Below are 15,235 nucleotides of genomic sequence, written 5' to 3'. Positions count from 1 at the left end.
TTCATCAAGCGCAAGTAGCTATAAAATATATAGCACTTGTCCTGCAACCGACCCGTTTACTCAGCCTGCACCACGGTCTGCTCCAGCACACCGAACGGCCCGGGCTCACCGCGGTCATTGAGCGCCACCATGCGCACCCGCTCGCCAAAGCGCAGAAACGACGTGCGCGGCGCACCGCCAGCCAAGGCTTCCACCATGCGGCGCTCGGCAATGCAGGACGAGCCCACATTCACATCCGCATTCGATACAGTGCCCGAGCCAATGCTGGTGCCAGCCGACAGCCTGCGCGTGCGCGCTGCATGGGCGATCAACTGGCCAAAGTGAAAGTGCATGGCGCCGCCATGCGGGTGGCCAAACCATTCGCCATTGCGCTGCGTCTGCAGCCGCAGGTGCACGCGGCCGCCGTTCCACGCCGCGCCCAGTTCGTCGGGCGTGACGGCGATGGGCGCGAATGCGGTGGAGGGCTTGGCCTGCACAAAGCCGAAGCCGCTTTTGGCTTCGCGCGGGCCGAAGGCACGCAGGCTCCAGTCGTTGATGAGCACGATGAAGCGCACATGCTGCAGCGCCTCTTCGGCGGTGACGCCCATGGGTGTTTCGCTGAGCACCACGCCAAACTCGCCCTCAAAGTCGATCTGGTCGGATTCGGACGGCAGGGCCACATCGTCGTGTGGGCCCAGAAAGTCGTCGGCTGCGCCCTGGTACATGAGCGGGATGGTGTCGAAGTCGGCCACGGGCGGCACCTTGAAGGCGCGCTCCATGAGGTGGCCGTGGTTCAAGAACGCTGAGCCGTCCAGCCACTGCCAGGTGCGTGGCAGCGGGGCTGAGCATTCGCGGGCGTCGAAGGGCATGGAGCCCAGGGCTGCGGGCGCGTTCACTGTACGGGACAAGTCTTGCAGTGCTGGCTCCACCACACTCCAGCGCTCCAGGGCATCGAGCAGCGTGGGGGCCACGGGGCTGGCGTCGATGCAGCGGCGCGCATCGGCCGACACGACCACCAGGCGGCCGTCGCGCTGGCCGTTTCGCAGTGTCGCAAGTTTCATGGCTTCGCCCCGGTAGCGGGTTGCAGCGGCAGCACCGGGTCGAAGATCGCCACGGCACGCGTCCAGCCTGCCGAGGCGCCGCGCACCTTGACCGGAAAGCACGAGATGTAAAAGCCGCTGGCGGGCAGCGCCTCCAGATTGTGCAGTTTTTCGAGGTGGCAGTAGCCAATGTCGCGCCCGGCCTTGTGGCCCTCCCAGATCAGCGATGCATCGCCGCTTTCGGCATAGCGCTGCGCGGTGTAGGCAAAGGGGGCGTCCCAACTCCAGGCGTCGGTGCCCGTCAGGCGCACGCCGCGCTCCAGCAGGTACATGGTGGCCTCGTAGCCCATGCCGCAGCCCGCACGCGTGTAGCCCGGCGTGCCGTAGGCGCTGCCGGCGCGGGTGTTGACCACCACGATCTGAAGCGGCTGCAGCGTGTGGCCGATGCGGGCAAGTTCGGCCTCTACATCGGCGGCCTGCACCACGTAGCCGTCAGGCAGGTGGCGAAAGTCCAGCTTCACGGCGGGCTGGAAGCACCAGTTCAGATCCACCTCGTCGATGGACAGCGCGCGCTGGCCGCCGTCCATGGTGGAGGCGAAGTGGTACGGCGCGTCCAGGTGCGTGCCGTTGTGGGTGTTGAGCTGTACCTCCTCCACAGCCCAGGATTCGCCATCGGGCAGGTCTTCCTTCTGCAGGCCGGGGAAGAACTGCGCCAGGTCCGCAAAGCTCATCTGGTGGTCGATGTAGTTGATGCGCGGGCCCAGACCGGGCGGGTCAGAGACAACATCGTTTTCAAGGTGCATCGACATATCGATGATGCGGCGCGCAGATGTGGCGAGCGTGGTGGTCATGGCGGGGTCGGGTGGAAAGGTCGAAACAAGGCGATCAGGATTCGGCCGTGAAGCCGGTTTGCTTGATGAGGCCGCGCCACTGGTCGGCATCGGCCTTGAGCATCTGCGCCAGCTGCGCGGCGGTGGAGGGCTTGACCTCCAGGCCGTACTGCTTGCCGTACTCCACCACCTCGGGCTGGTTCAACGCGGCCTGCAGGGCATCGGATGCGCGCTTGATGGTCTCGGGCGTGGCCTTGCCGGGCAGAAAGAAGCCGTACCACTCGCTGACCTTGAGGAGGTAGCCCAACTCCGTCAGCGTGGGCACCTGCTGCAGGAACGGTGAGCGCTTGCTGCCCGCAATGGCCAGCACGCGCAGCTTGCCGCCCTTGCCATGCTGCAGGTAGTCGCCAATTGGCCCCCAGAACGCGGGAATCTGCCCGCCCAGCAGGTCTTGCATGCCGGGCACCGTGCCCCGGTAGGCGATGTGGCGCATGTCGATCTTGCTGAATTGCCCCAGCAGCACGCCCACCATGTGCGGCATGGAGCCTGCGCCGGGGCTGCCGTAGTTGGCGCTGCCGGGGTTGGCGCGCATCCAGTCCAGCAGGTCGGCCAGCGTGCGCACGCTGTCGGGCACACCGGGGCCCACGGCCAGGCCGTGGTCGAACATGGCGCCCAGTGACACGGGCGCCACATCGTCCAGCGTGTAGCGCAGCTTGGGGTAGGTGTAGGGGTAGATGGACAGCATGGACGACGGCGTGATGAGCAGGCTGGTGCCATCGGCCGGGCTGTCGCGCAGGTTGAGGATGCCGATCTGCCCACCTGCGCCGGGCTTGTTGTCCACCACCAAGGATGCCGCGTAGTGGCCCCGCATGCGGTCGCCCACACGGCGCGCCAGCGCATCGGCCGTGCCCCCGGCCGGAAAGCCCGAGATGATGCGCGCCATGTCGGGCATGGCGTCTTTGCTGGCCTGCGCCCAGGCGGCAGGAGCACCGCCCAGAGTGGGCAGCAGGGCGGCAGAAAGTTGGGTGAAACGGCGGCGGGTGATCATGGTGTCTGTCTCCTGTTGGAATGGATGGACGTTGCAGCGACACCCCGCAAGCCAAATCTGACAGGGCCTGCAGCGGGTGGCATGAAAAAATTATACGAACGTACAAATTGAAATCGACTGGGGTTTGTACGAGTGTTCAATAAATTTATACAACCGTATAAACCAGCCTATGCCCAAATCCCGATCCACCCCCCAGACTGCGGCCACCGTGCCCGTCGCCCCTGCCGCGAAAGCCTCGGCGCGCAAGCGTGCCGCCGCCCGCAGCGCCACCAGCGAAGAAGTGCTGGCCCCCAACCGCCAGGCCAACATCCTGCAGGCGGCCGAGCGGCTGTTTGCCACGCGTGGCTTTCATGGCGTGTCGATCCGCGACATTGCCGACGAAGCCGGTGTGCCGCTGGCGCTGGTGGGCTACTACTACGGCCCCAAGCTCTCGCTGTACCACGCCATCTTTCGCGCGCATGCGGGCTACATCGATGTGCGGCTGCAGTCACTGGCCCAAGCCCAGCAGGCGGCCCCACCCGGTCAGCTTCTGGACGAAATCGTCAAGGCCTTCGTGCTGCCCGTGCTGGAGGTGGCCCGCCAGCCTGCGGGCCACCACTTTCTGCGCCTGCTGTCACGTGGCATGAACGACCACCTGGAAGAAGACGAGCCCATCATCCGCGAGCTGTTCGACCCCCTGGCCCATGCGTTCATTGATGCGATTGCCGCCGCCCTGCCCCAGGCCACGCGCAGCCAAGCCGCGTGGTGCTACCAGTTCGCGCTGGGCGCGCTGCTGCACCATGTGAACGACCAGCGCATCGAGCGCCTGTCGTACGGCCAGAACCAGCCGGGCGACGAGGCTGCAGCGGGGCCACTGCTGGTGCGTTTCATCGCGCAAGGCATGCGTGGCGCCTGTGAAGGCCAGGTGCACTGACGCCAAGCCGCTGACACCCCCGCCCCGATCACCAGCACTGCCGCGCGAGCGCCGCATGCCAGGCACAGCCACGCCCATTTTTCTGGCCCCTGCCCACCGCCACCCCAGGTGGCTGGGGCCCTGCGCTGCCGCCCCACCCCAGGCATCGGCGCGGCAGACCGGCGCGCTTTAGCCGCCGCGAACCGGCGCACACAACGCGCTGACGCCCTCCCCCGTTGAACTGCGTTTTCGGAACAGCCCTGGCTGCGCCGTGGACCGGTTCGCCCTCCGCTTGCCCCTCACCCATCGAAAGACACCATGAAACCTCACACCTCCCCCACGCCCCACCTCTTCCACCCTCGGGCCCGTCGGCGCTGGACACGCGCCCTGGGCACCGCTGCAGCCCTGTCTGCCACCACCCTCGCCGCGCAGGCACAGCCAGCATCTGGCCCCGGACTGCAGCTGTATGGCCTGGTCGATGCCGCCGTGGGCCGCTTTGCGGGCCCCGCCGCCGGCATCAACGCGCAGGACCGCGCCGTGACCAAACTGGACGGTGGCGGCATGTCAACCAGCCACTGGGGCGTGCGCGGCACCGAAGACCTGGGCGGCGGGCTGTCGGCACAGTTCGAGCTGTCGTCCTTTGTGCGCAACGACTCGGGCGCCACCGGCCGCAGTGATGCGCTGCCCGCACCCGTGAACGTGGCTGCCGACCCCGTGTTCTCGCGCGCCGCCTGGGTGGGCGTGTCGCACCGCGACTGGGGCCGCGTGCGGCTGGGCAATGTCACATCGCTGCTGTTCCTGAACTCCATCACCTCCAACGCGTTTGGCGACTCCACCGTGCTGGGGCCGCTGAACCTGGTCACCTTCATCGGCAGCCCGCTCACGGGTGGCACGGCATGGGCCAACTCGGTGGTGTATGACAGCCCCAGCGTCGCGGGCTTCAATGCCTCGGTGGCACATGCCATCTCGGAAGCCCAGGGCGGCGGCAACAGCGCGGCACGGCTGGCCTATGCCCAAGGCCCGTGGGCCGCATCGCTGGCGTGGCAGAGCGTGAAGAAGAACCCCGGCACCTTTGCCGACGGCACCTCGCCCAACGACACACGCGCCTGGCAGCTGGCCGCGTCGTACGACTTCGAGGTGGTCAGGCTGTTTGCCCACCTGGGCCGCATTGAAAACCGGGGCACGGCCGCTGCGCCGCTCAACCTGTCGTATCGGGTGTGGGATGTGAGCGCCGCTGTGCCCGTGGGTGCAGGCCGTGTGCTGGCGGGCTACGCGGTGCGCCGCACCAGCGACACCGTGGGCCCCGTGCCTGCCACGGTGGCGGGCGGCAATGTGGAGCGCAAGGTGTTCACCCTGGGGTATGACTATTTCCTGTCCAAGCGCACGGACCTGTATGCCATGGTGATGCGCGACAGCACCCAGACCCGCACACTGCCTGCGCCGCCGTCTGTAGTCAGCGCACAGGGCACCGGCTTTGCGGTGGGGGTGCGCCACCGGTTTTGATCCGTTTTTCAGAAAGGTTTACGGAGAGTCCCAAGGTTGGGGCGCCTTTGGGCGCCCCTTTTTTATCAAGCGCCGCTCCCGGCCTCCGCGGGTCCACGATTCACTCCGCCCCCACCGCCTGCCGCTGCACACACACAAACTCCCCTGCCGCTTCGTCGTAATCCCAGCGCGCGGCATAGCGGGCCCAGCCCCCCACGGCGGCGCCTGAGGCTTCTACCGTCAGCACCACCAGGCTGTTGGGGCTGCCGTGGCGCAGGCGGTGCGATACCGCCGTGCCAGCGCGGCAGGCCCACAGGCCCGGCAGGGGCTGCAACACGCTGGGTTCATGCACGTGGCCTGACAGCAGCATATGGGCACCCGCCGCGCGCCAGCGTTGCAATGCTTCGTCCGCCCGGTGGGGCCGGTGCGCGCGGTCGGCGGCGTCGCGGGACACCAGGGGGTGGTGGCTGGCCACGATGCGCCAGGCATCTGGCGGGGCGCGCGCCAGCAGCATGGCCACATGATCGATCTGCGCCCACGACAGGCTGCCCCGCTCGTGCCGCCAGGCGCGGGTGGTGTTCACGCCCACCACATAAAAGGCGCCCGTCTGCCGCACAGGCTCCTGATCGATGCCGAACTGGTGGGCATAACGCTCGTAGGCGCGGCCCCAGCGCATCCACCAGGCAAACAGCGGCAGGTCGTGGTTGCCCGCCAGCACCAGGGTAGAGCGGGCATGCAGGCCTTTGACAAATCGCGCGGCCTGCTCAAACTGCACGGCGGTGGCGCGCTGCGTCAGGTCGCCGGACACCACCACCATCGCCACGCCCAGCCGCTGCGCCAGCCGTTGGGCCGCCGCACACACCGCAGGATCGTGTGCACCAAAGTGCAGATCCGAGAGGTGCATCAAAACGGTCATCGGTGCTTTCAGGCCAATGTCATGCAGGCACGAGACCGGGCACCGACGCGGGCTCTGGCGCTGCAACTGGCGCACCCTGGGTCTCGCCCTCCTGCTCATCATCACGCATCAAGGTGGTGGGCGCCACCAGCCACAGCGGGCGCTCGCTCAGGCGGAAATGCAGGGGCGGCACCATCCATTCGCGCTCGCCATCAAACGCCAGCTTGACTTGCGGTGGACGCCAACTGGCGGGGGTGACGGTCAGCTCGGTACAGGCCATGCTGACCACGGCATTGTCTTTGTGCAACTGCCCGGTGGCCGCGTTCCACACGGTGCGCGCTATGGCCCAGCGGCCTTGGGGCTTGAGCATGACCACGGCCAGCTTGCCGCCGTCGGCCACGGTTTGCGCCTGCGGCAGGCCCATGCGGTCGAGCTGCAAAGGGTTGTTGCCCACAAACAGCGTGGTGACCAGGTGCTCCTCTTGCTGCGCCTGGGCACCACGGTCGGTCTTCATCACTACGCGCCAGCGGCGGCCCGCCGAGGGGCGGAACATGCTCCAAACCGCAGCCGCCACGGCCACCCAGCGCTTTCGACCAAAGCGGCGCGAGGCCATTTCGCGGTCGGCCAACATCTTGGGGTACAGGCCCACACTGGCGTTGACGACAAACATGCGCCGGTTGACAAAACCGACCTGCACGGGGCGCAGGTCGCCGTTGCGCAGCGCCTGCAGCATGTCTTGCACGGCGGCTTCGGGGTCCAGCGCCAGGCCGTGTTCGCGACTGAAGTAGTTGAACGTGCCCATGGGCACCACCCCCAGTGGCACCCCCGCCAGCAGCGCCGCCGAGGCCACGGCGTTGATGGTGCCGTCACCCCCTGCCGCCACCACCAGCCCGCCATCGGCCAGCGCAGCCTGCGCGGCATCGCGCGCCAGCTGCACGATGTCGCCGCGCTGGTCGGGCACATGCCAGACCACGTCGTGCTCCTGCAAGGCGGGCACGCCTTCCAGCTTGGCGCGCAGCAGGTCCAGGTCGGCCCCGGGGCGCTTGGGCACCACCAGGTGGATGGGCCCGTGGGGACGGACAGGATGGGGATGCTCGGAAGGGGTCATGGTTCGACGGCTGCGTCAGGAGGCAACGCCTGGAGCGTCGGGCACGGATTGTGCCCGGGAGCCCCCTGCAGCCATCCTGAATTGTGTAATGCGGTGACCTGAATGATCGCCCCGCCGCGCCCCTGCCGCAGCCAGCAGCTGCGCCCTTGCCCTGTCAGAGTTTGCCGACAGACGGCCCATGGCAAGGGGGCATACACCTTCGCTGTGGCGGGGTGTAGGGAACTCGGTTACAACGCCCGGCTCCCTCATATTGACTTCCAAAACAAAACGCAGAAAGCCACCAGCACCCGATGACGACAACGACACTCACGACCCCGATGGACCTTGCCGCGCTGGGGGCGCTGCTGGCGCGCTACCCGATGGAATGGTGGGTGGCAGGCATGGTGGCCTCGGCCCTGGTGGGCGCGCTGGCCTTGGTCGGCTTGCGCACCGCGCAGCACCACAGCCCGCCGCTGCGCAGGTTTTTGCCCGCGCAGGCGTATGGGGTGGTGCTGGCCGCCATGGGAGCCAGCGCATTCGCACTGGTGCTGGCGGGCGCCACGATGGCCGAACTGGCCGAAAGCTGGAGCGGGGGCGGCCGTTGGGGAACACTGGACGATGCCATTGCGCAAGGACTGCGCACGCACGCCGACACGGCCGTGCTGCAGTGGTTTGCAGTGCTAACGCACCTGGGCGATTCGTGGGTGCTGACTGGGTGCACCGTGGTGGTGGCGGCGCTGCTGTGGGCGTGCCAGCAGCGCCTACTGGCCACCGGCTGGCTGGTGGCCCTGGCGGGCAATGGTGCACTGACCAAGATCCTGAAAAAACTGTTCGAACGCGTGCGGCCGGAATACGAACATGGCATTGCACAGGCCCACGGTTTCAGCTTTCCAAGCGGGCACAGCAGCGCGTCGATGGCGGCCTTCGCCATGCTGGCCTACCTGGCTACCCGCCTGCTGCCAAGGCCCTGGCACTTGCCTGCGGTGCTGGCAGCGGGCGCGCTCACCTTCACCACTGGCTGGAGCCGCGTGGTGCTGCAGGTGCACTACGCAAGCGATGTGCTGGCGGGCTGGCTGCTGGCGGGCACCTGGGTGCTGTGCACGGTGCTGATCATGGAAAGTGTGTCGCGCTGGCGTGGTTCACAAAACCGCCTGGTGCAGGCCCAGGCCTGAGCGTCTTGTCGCCTTCATTCAGATGGCGACCAGATTGCGAATTCCCTTGGCTTCCATCTCGCTGCCCGGGCCGCGCGCAATCACTTCGCCGCGCTCCATCACCAGGTAGTCATCGGCCAGCTCCTGCGCGAAGTCGTAGTACTGCTCGCACAGCAGGATGGCCATTTCTCCCTTGTCTGCCAGCATGCGAATGACGCGGCCGATGTCTTTGATGATGCTGGGCTGGATGCCTTCGGTGGGCTCGTCCAGGATGAGCAAACGTGGGCCGGGGGCCAGGGCGCGGGCGATGGCCAGCTGCTGCTGTTGCCCGCCGGATAGGTCTCCCCCCCGGCGTTTGAGCATTTGCTTAAGCACGGGGAACAGCTCGTACAGGTGCGGGGGCACGGGCGTGGAGCCGCTTTTGTAGGCCAGGCCCATGCGCAGGTTTTCTTCCACGGTGAGGCGGCCGAAGATTTCACGGCCCTGGGGGACAAAGCCGATGCCGGCGCGGGCGCGGTCGTACGGCGTCGTTTTGTCGATGGGTTTGCCGTCGAACGTGATGCCCCCGCTTTTGATGGGGACGAGGCCCATGAGGCTTTTGAGCAGCGTGGTTTTGCCCACACCGTTGCGGCCGAGGAGGACGGTGACTTTGCCGGCCTGGGCGGTGAGGCTCACGTCGCGCAGGATGTGGGAGCCGCCGTAGTACTGGTTGATGTTTTGGACGGTGAGCATGGTGGTTTTGAGTGTTTTTGGCCTCTAGCGCTTGTCCTTCAAGCGCAAGCAGCTATTGTTTTTATAGTATCTGGCATCCCCTGCCCATTCGGGCTGAGCTTGTCGAAGCCAGGGCAGGCAAGCTCGCTGATCTGTGCGATGTGCCTGGTTTGAGGGCGGGAGCCGGGGTGTGCGCCCGGCGGCGCAGTAACTTTCTCTTGCCTCGCCAAGAGAAAGTCACCAAAGAGAAGGCGACCCTACACGCTGCGTCCCTTCGCTTCGCTGCGGGCAACCTGCGGTGCTCGCGTCCAGCGGGGTCTCGCTCCAACTCGCTCCACTGCGTTGCGCTCAAACAATCGCGAGCCCTGATCCGCTGGCCGCTGCGCTCCTCGGCGCATCCTGAAGGGAACCCGCAACCGGACATCCACACGGGCCATTGCTTCGCTCGGCCCAGTTTGCGCAGCGCGTGGCGCTTGCGCCCGCGAGGTGAGGCCGAGCGAAGCAAAGGCCCGTATGGCTGTTTGGCTGTTCGGCTGCCCACCCCCTGCTGGCTGCGCCTGCGGCGGGGCGGTTGCGGGGTGGCACGCGCGTCGGAGCGCGCGTGCTTCGTGATCTGACTCGCCGTGGTTGTCCGAGCGGCGCTGCACAGCAGCAAAGCGAGTTCCGCGGCGCACCCCGCAACCGCCCCGACGCAGGTCGCCCCGTAGCGCAGCGCAGGGGTCGCAGACTGGGGGTCGCCTTTCTTTTGCTTACTTTTCTTTGGCGAAGCAAAGAAAAGTGAGTCGCCTGCCGGGGCGACAACCCGGCCTCCGCCCTCAACACAAGCACACCGCCCAAACCAGCACGCAAGCCCAGGCTTCAACAAGCTCAGCCCGAACCGTCGAGGTTCCGCTGCACGGCCACAGAGCAAAGAGCGAGCAGCCACCATCACCGCCCCAGATAAACCTCAATCACCCGCTCATCCGCCTGCACCTGATCGAGCGTCCCCTGCGCCAGCACAGACCCATCGCACAACACCGTCACGATCTCCGAAATGGTGCGAATGAACCCCATGTCATGCTCCACCACCATCAGCGAATGCTTGCCCTTGAGCGTCAAAAACAACTCCGCAGTGCGCGCAGTTTCTTCATCCGTCATCCCCGCCACAGGCTCGTCCAGCAGCAGCAACTTCGGGTCCTGCATGAGCAGCATCCCGATCTCCAGCCACTGCTTTTGCCCGTGGCTCAGGTTCCCCGCCATACGCGCCACGCTATCGGCCAGATGAATCGTGTGCAGGATCTCCGCCAGCCGATCCGACTGCATGGAGTCCAGCCGGAAAAACATGCTCGACGTGACACCCTTGTGCGTCTTCAAAGCCAGTTCCAGGTTCTCGAACACGCTGAGCTGCTCAAACACCGTGGGCTTTTGAAACTTGCGGCCGATGCCCAGGCTCGCAATCTCCGGCTCGTTGTGGCGCAGCAGATCGATGGTCGAGCCAAAGTACACCGTGCCGCTGTCCGGCCGCGTCTTGCCGGTGATGATGTCCATCATCGTCGTCTTGCCCGCACCATTGGGGCCGATGATGCAGCGCAGCTCACCGGGCGCAATGTCCAGGCTCAGGTTGTTGATGGCCTTGAAGCCGTCAAAGCTCACGTTCACGTCTTCCAGGTACAGGATGCGGCCGTGGGTCACATCCACTTCACCCGGCGTGGCGATGCGCGAGAAGCCTGCAGTGCGGCCGCCGGATTCGGTCTGGCCCAGGGCAGCAGGCGCCAGCTTTTCCTGAAAACGCCGCGCGCCTTCTTCCATCAGATCGGGCGTCATTGCGCGGCTCCCTTCGTCGTGCTTGTTTTTGCCTGGGTCTTGGCCTTGAGCTTCTTCACCAGCCCCACCACGCCATCGGGCAAGAACAGCGTGACGGCTATGAACAATGCGCCCAGAAAATACAGCCAGAACTCCGGCGCCGTCACCGTGAGCCAGCTTTTGGCACCGTTGACGATGAACGCCCCCACGATGGGCCCGATCAGCGTGGCGCGGCCGCCCACTGCGGCCCACACCGCGATCTCGATGGAGTTGGCGGCGCTCATCTCGCCGGGGTTGATGATGCCGACCTGCGGCACATACAGCGCACCCGCCACGCCACACATCATGGCGCTGATGGTCCAGATGGTGAGCTTGTAGGGCAGCGGCGAGTAGCCCGAGAACATGACGCGCGTCTCCGCATCGCGCACCGCCTGCAGCACACGGCCGAACTTGCTGCGCACCAGCCAGCGGGCCAGCAAAAAGAACACCAGCAACGTCACGCCCGTGAGCACGAACAGCGTCATGCGCATGTTCTGCGTGGCCAGGGGCATGCCCAGAATGCGCTTGAAATCCGTGAAGCCGTTGTTGCCGCCAAAGCCCGTCTCGTTGCGAAAGAACAGCAGCATGGCCGCATACGTCATGGCCTGCGTGATGATGGAAAAGTACACGCCCTTGATGCGCGAGCGGAAGGCAAAGTAGCCGAACACAAAGGCAATGAAACCTGGCACCGCAACGATGAGGATCAACGTCGCCACAAAGCTGTCGGACAGCGCCCAGTGCCAGGGCAGCTCCTTCCAGTCGAGGAACACCATGAAGTCGGGCAGGTCGCTTTTGTAGTTGCCGTCGCGGCCGATCTGGCGCATGAGGTACATGCCCATCACGTAGCCGCCCAGCGCAAAGAACAGGCCGTGACCCAGGCTCAGAATGCCGGTGTAGCCCCAGATCAGGTCCATGGCCAGCGCGCAGATGGCGTAGCACATGATCTTGCCGAGCAGCGCTACAGCGTAGTCGCTGAGGTGGAATGCGCTGCCTGCAGGCACCCACAGGTTGAGCACGGGGGCCACGGCACACACCACGATGAGCGCCACGATGAAGGCCGACCAGCCCCCGCGTGTGAGCAGCGGTGCGGGTGCGGGCAGTTGGAGATTGGAAAGCTTGGTGGTCATGGTGTGGATCGCCCTTCAGTCCGCAGTGCGGCCTTTCACGGCGAAGATGCCCTGCGGCCGCTTCTGAATGAAGATGATGATGAACACCAGCACGGCGATCTTGGCCAGCACGGCGCCCGTCCAGCCTTCGAGGAATTTGTTGAGCACGCCCAGGCCCAGCGCGGCATACACGGTGCCGGCCAGCTGGCCCACGCCGCCCAGCACCACCACCATGAACGAATCCACGATGTAGCTCTGCCCCAGGTCGGGCCCCACGTTGCCCACCTGGCTCAATGCGCAGCCCGCCAGGCCCGCGATGCCCGAGCCCAGTGCAAAGGCATAGGTATCCACACGCGCCGTGTTCACGCCCATGCACGAGGCAATGGGCCGGTTCTGCGTAACACCGCGCACAAACAGGCCAAGGCGCGTTTTGCTGATGAGGAAGGCCACACCGGCCAGCACCGCCAGCGCGAAGGCGACGATGATCACGCGGTTCCAGGGCAGTTGCAGGTTCTCCATGAGCTGCACACCGCCGCTCATCCACGCGGGGTTTTCCACGCCCACGTTCTGCGCGCCGAACACGGTGCGCACCAGTTGCTGCAGCATCAGGCTGATGCCCCAGGTGGCCAGCAACGTCTCCAGCGGGCGGCCATACAAGAAGCGGATCACGCTGCGCTCCAGCACCGCACCCATCAGGGCCGACGCCATGAACGCCACCGGCACGGCCGCGACCAGGTACCAGTCGAACGCGCCCGGAAAGTACCGCTGGAACACACCCTGCATCACATAGGTGGCATAGGCGCCGATCATCATCAGCTCACCGTGGGCCATGTTGATCACGCCCATCAGCCCGTAGGTGATGGCCAGGCCCAGCGCCACCAACAGCAGGATGGAGCCCAGGCTGACGCCAGTAAACAGCGCGGCCAGCTTCTCGCCCCACTGCAGGCGGCCTTCCACCGCTGTCAGCGCGGCCTGGATGGCGGCTTTGACCTGAGGATCCTGTTCATTGCGCAGCTGCTCCAGCAGCACGGTGCGCGTGCCGGGGTTGCCGCTGGTGGCCAGATACTGCGCGGCCTTCAGGCGCTGCGACGCGTCGCTGCTGGCAAGCAGGATGCGTGCGCGGATGGCTTCGAGGCGGGCTTGCAGGGCAACGTCCTTTTCAGCGGCAAGGGCCTTTTCAATGAGAGGCAGACGCGCCTCGTCGGTCTCTTCGCGCAGCGCGTCGATGGCGGTGCGGCGCTGGGCCACATCGGGCGACAGCAGTTGCAGCGAAGCCAGCGCTGCGTCGAACTCGCCCCGCATGCGGTTGTTGTTGACGATATCTTCGGCATCGTCGGGCACAGGCACCTCGGCGCCACTCACCGGGTCGTAGCCCTTGTCGTCCTTCATGACGATGGCCTTGCCGCCTGCGATCTTGACGGCGTCTTCGCCCATGGCGCGAATGAAGGCCAGCGTGGCGTCGTCGGGGGTGGCAATGGCCTGCTGCAGCGCGGCGATGCGCTCGTCGGTATCGCCACTGGCCATGGCCCGCGCCGCCTCGGCCGTGAGTGCGTGCGCCTGCACGGCTGCACACAGCAGCAGGCAGGCGATCAGGCGGGAAAAGATGGATGAAAGCATGGCACAAGCCGGTGGCGTCTGAAGAAGCAGCGGGCCGCGGAACATGCGCGAACCCAGGCCAGGGATGCCGCGGAACCGGCTTTGCCGGGCCGCTGGCATCGTCCCCCCTCCCGCATCGCGCAGCGAGGCGAGAGAGGGGGTGAAGGCGCGCTAGCGCCTCAGGGGGGTGTACCGAATCACAGCTTCGACTTGCCGTCCGGCTCGTCCTTCTTCTTGTCGTTGCCTTCGATGTAAGGCGACCATGGCTTGGCCTTTACCGGGCCGGGGGTCTTCCACACCACGTTGAACTGGCCGTCGGCCTTGATCTCTCCGATGAACACGCTCTTGTGCAGGTGGTGGTTCTTCTCGTCCATCTTGCTGACGATGCCCGAGGGCGCCTTGAAGGTCTGGCCGGCCATGGCGGCAATCACCTTGTCGGTGTCGGTGCTCTTGGCCTTGGTCACGGCCTGGGCCCACATGTTGATACCGATGTAGGTAGCTTCCATCGGGTCGTTGGTGAGCGGCTTGTCTTTGTGGCCGGCAATGCCCTTGGCCTTGGCGTAGTCGCTCCACTTCTTGATGAACTCGGTGTTGGCCGGGCTCTTGATGGACTGGAAGTAGTTCCATGCGGCCAAGTGGCCCACCAGCGGCTTGGTGTCCACGCCGCGCAGTTCTTCCTCGCCCACCGAGAAGGCGACCACAGGCACATCCTTGGCCTTCAGGCCTGCGTTGCCCAGTTCCTTGTAGAAGGGCACGTTCGAGTCGCCGTTGATGGTGGAGACCACCGCCGTCTTGCCGCCCTGGCTGAACTTCTTGATGTCCGCCACGATGGTCTGGTAGTCGGAGTGGCCGAACGGGGTGTACTTCTCGTCGATGTCGCTGTCCTTCACGCCCTTGGACTTGAGGTAGGCGCGCAGGATCTTGTTGGTGGTGCGGGGGTACACATAGTCGGTGCCCAGCAGCACCCAGCGCTTGGCGCTGCCGCCGTCCTTGCTCATCAGGTAGTCCACCGCAGGGATGGCTTGCTGGTTGGGCGCGGCGCCGGTGTAGAACACGTTCTTGGACAGCTCTTCGCCTTCGTACTGCACGGGGTAGAACAGCAGGCCGTTCATTTCTTCAACCACTGGCAGCACCGACTTGCGCGACACCGAGGTCCAGCAGCCGAAGATGACCGAGACCTTGTCCTGGCCGAGCAGCTGCTTGGTTTTTTCGGCAAACAGGGGCCAGTTGGAGGCCGGGTCCACCACCACGGGTTCGAGCTTCTTGCCCAGCACGCCGCCCTTGGCGTTGATCTCGTCGATGGCCATGAGCACGGTGTCTTTCAACACGGTCTCGGAGATGGCCATGGTGCCCGACAGGCTGTGCAGAATGCCGACCTTGATGGTCTCCTGTGCGTGGGCTGGCAGCGCAGACAGGCCAGCGAGCGTAGCGACGGCCGCGAAGGCCTTGAGGGAATAACGACGTTGCATGTGTGCTTCTCCGGTGGTGGTTTCAATCAATCAAGCCGCTTCGCTCGCCGGTCCCTTGCGGGGCACTGGGTGATCGAGCGATGGAATGGATTCTGGAGAGCGGGGCCTGCTTGGGAAATACGCCGGGT

At 65.8% G+C, this 15,235-nt stretch carries 13 protein-coding genes; 3 read left to right on the top strand and 10 right to left on the bottom strand.

Going from position 1 to position 15,235, the window contains the following annotated elements:
- Positions 1-56: 56 nt before the first annotated feature.
- Genes NFX52_RS01130 through NFX52_RS01120 form a run of 3 tightly spaced genes read right to left on the bottom strand, consistent with a single transcriptional unit; the run spans position 57 to position 2,897 of the window.
- On the bottom strand, positions 57-1,040 hold the full coding sequence (locus tag NFX52_RS01130) for a fumarylacetoacetate hydrolase family protein (protein WP_055398974.1): 984 nt from the start codon (positions 1,038-1,040) through the stop codon (positions 57-59).
- Positions 1,037-1,870: a cyclase family protein gene (locus tag NFX52_RS01125; protein WP_055398975.1), complete on the bottom strand. Its 834-nt coding sequence runs from the start codon at positions 1,868-1,870 to the stop codon at positions 1,037-1,039. The genes NFX52_RS01130 and NFX52_RS01125 overlap by 4 nt, the downstream gene beginning before the upstream one ends.
- A gap of 34 nt (positions 1,871-1,904) precedes the next feature.
- A complete protein-coding gene (locus NFX52_RS01120) occupies positions 1,905-2,897 on the bottom strand; it encodes a tripartite tricarboxylate transporter substrate-binding protein (protein WP_252635350.1) in 993 nt (330 codons plus the stop codon).
- Positions 2,898-3,066: 169 nt separating this feature from the next.
- On the opposite strand from NFX52_RS01120, the gene NFX52_RS01115 reads away from it, so the two are divergent.
- Both NFX52_RS01115 and NFX52_RS01110 read left to right on the top strand, forming a co-directional pair.
- Positions 3,067-3,810: a TetR/AcrR family transcriptional regulator gene (locus tag NFX52_RS01115; protein WP_082437486.1), complete on the top strand. Its 744-nt coding sequence runs from the start codon at positions 3,067-3,069 to the stop codon at positions 3,808-3,810.
- A gap of 297 nt (positions 3,811-4,107) precedes the next feature.
- Positions 4,108-5,292 carry a porin gene (locus NFX52_RS01110; protein ID WP_055398979.1) on the top strand — a complete coding sequence of 395 codons (1,185 nt, stop codon included), beginning with the start codon at positions 4,108-4,110 and terminating at the stop codon, positions 5,290-5,292.
- Positions 5,293-5,392: 100 nt separating this feature from the next.
- Here the strand turns inward: NFX52_RS01110 and NFX52_RS01105 are convergent, their stop codons facing one another.
- Together NFX52_RS01105 and NFX52_RS31460 are read right to left on the bottom strand one after the other, a co-directional pair.
- Complete coding sequence (locus tag NFX52_RS01105; RefSeq protein ID WP_055398981.1) at positions 5,393-6,187, bottom strand: metallophosphoesterase family protein; 795 nt, start codon at positions 6,185-6,187, stop codon at positions 5,393-5,395.
- Between the two features lie 19 nt (positions 6,188-6,206).
- Entirely contained in the window at positions 6,207-7,274 is a 1,068-nt protein-coding gene (locus tag NFX52_RS31460) for a diacylglycerol/lipid kinase family protein (RefSeq protein WP_242701019.1), read from the bottom strand.
- 290 nt (positions 7,275-7,564) lie between these two features.
- Here NFX52_RS31460 and NFX52_RS01095 point away from each other — a divergent pair, with 290 nt between their 5' ends.
- Positions 7,565-8,425: a phosphatase PAP2 family protein gene (locus NFX52_RS01095; protein WP_238385642.1), complete on the top strand. Its 861-nt coding sequence runs from the start codon at positions 7,565-7,567 to the stop codon at positions 8,423-8,425.
- 18 nt (positions 8,426-8,443) lie between these two features.
- Here NFX52_RS01095 and urtE read toward each other — a convergent pair whose 3' ends face one another.
- From urtE to urtA, 5 genes are all read right to left on the bottom strand, one after another.
- The gene (urtE, locus tag NFX52_RS01090) at positions 8,444-9,136 is read right to left on the bottom strand and encodes an urea ABC transporter ATP-binding subunit UrtE (protein WP_055398987.1); all 693 of its coding nucleotides are present in this window, start codon (positions 9,134-9,136) and stop codon (positions 8,444-8,446) included.
- A 906-nt stretch (positions 9,137-10,042) separates the two neighbouring features.
- Positions 10,043-10,918 carry an urea ABC transporter ATP-binding protein UrtD gene (gene urtD / locus NFX52_RS01085; RefSeq protein ID WP_055398989.1) on the bottom strand — a complete coding sequence of 292 codons (876 nt, stop codon included), beginning with the start codon at positions 10,916-10,918 and terminating at the stop codon, positions 10,043-10,045.
- Positions 10,915-12,063: an urea ABC transporter permease subunit UrtC gene (gene urtC, locus NFX52_RS01080; protein WP_055398991.1), complete on the bottom strand. Its 1,149-nt coding sequence runs from the start codon at positions 12,061-12,063 to the stop codon at positions 10,915-10,917. Before urtC ends, urtD begins: the two co-directional genes overlap by 4 nt.
- Before the next feature lie 15 nt (positions 12,064-12,078).
- Positions 12,079-13,659, bottom strand: a complete 1,581-nt coding sequence (gene urtB, locus NFX52_RS01075) for an urea ABC transporter permease subunit UrtB (protein ID WP_055398993.1) — start codon at positions 13,657-13,659, stop codon at positions 12,079-12,081.
- A gap of 176 nt (positions 13,660-13,835) precedes the next feature.
- The gene (urtA, locus tag NFX52_RS01070) at positions 13,836-15,107 is read right to left on the bottom strand and encodes an urea ABC transporter substrate-binding protein (protein ID WP_055398995.1); all 1,272 of its coding nucleotides are present in this window, start codon (positions 15,105-15,107) and stop codon (positions 13,836-13,838) included.
- Between the last annotated feature and the right edge of the window lie 128 nt (positions 15,108-15,235).

The sequence above is a fragment of the Acidovorax facilis genome (assembly GCF_023913775.1).
In the GTDB taxonomy this organism is placed as follows: Bacteria; Pseudomonadota; Gammaproteobacteria; order Burkholderiales; family Burkholderiaceae_C; genus Acidovorax; species Acidovorax facilis.
This window is presented reverse-complemented; position numbering and strand designations above follow the sequence as displayed.

Excerpts from the sequence above, each read along its gene's own strand:
- NFX52_RS01115 (WP_082437486.1), top strand. The coding sequence starts at position 3,067 with ATGCCCAAATCCCGATCCACCCCCCAGACTGCGGCCACCGTGCCCGTC.
- NFX52_RS01110 (WP_055398979.1), top strand. The coding sequence starts at position 4,108 with ATGAAACCTCACACCTCCCCCACGCCCCACCTCTTCCACCCTCGGGCC.
- NFX52_RS01105 (WP_055398981.1), bottom strand. The coding sequence starts at position 6,187 with ATGACCGTTTTGATGCACCTCTCGGATCTGCACTTTGGTGCACACGAT.
- urtC (WP_055398991.1), bottom strand. The coding sequence starts at position 12,063 with ATGACCACCAAGCTTTCCAATCTCCAACTGCCCGCACCCGCACCGCTG.
- NFX52_RS01095 (WP_238385642.1), top strand. The coding sequence starts at position 7,565 with ATGACGACAACGACACTCACGACCCCGATGGACCTTGCCGCGCTGGGG.
- urtD (WP_055398989.1), bottom strand. The coding sequence starts at position 10,918 with ATGACGCCCGATCTGATGGAAGAAGGCGCGCGGCGTTTTCAGGAAAAG.
- urtA (WP_055398995.1), bottom strand. The coding sequence starts at position 15,107 with ATGCAACGTCGTTATTCCCTCAAGGCCTTCGCGGCCGTCGCTACGCTC.
- NFX52_RS31460 (WP_242701019.1), bottom strand. The coding sequence starts at position 7,274 with ATGACCCCTTCCGAGCATCCCCATCCTGTCCGTCCCCACGGGCCCATC.
- NFX52_RS01120 (WP_252635350.1), bottom strand. The coding sequence starts at position 2,897 with ATGATCACCCGCCGCCGTTTCACCCAACTTTCTGCCGCCCTGCTGCCC.
- urtB (WP_055398993.1), bottom strand. The coding sequence starts at position 13,659 with ATGCTTTCATCCATCTTTTCCCGCCTGATCGCCTGCCTGCTGCTGTGT.
- NFX52_RS01130 (WP_055398974.1), bottom strand. The coding sequence starts at position 1,040 with ATGAAACTTGCGACACTGCGAAACGGCCAGCGCGACGGCCGCCTGGTG.
- NFX52_RS01125 (WP_055398975.1), bottom strand. The coding sequence starts at position 1,870 with ATGACCACCACGCTCGCCACATCTGCGCGCCGCATCATCGATATGTCG.
- urtE (WP_055398987.1), bottom strand. The coding sequence starts at position 9,136 with ATGCTCACCGTCCAAAACATCAACCAGTACTACGGCGGCTCCCACATC.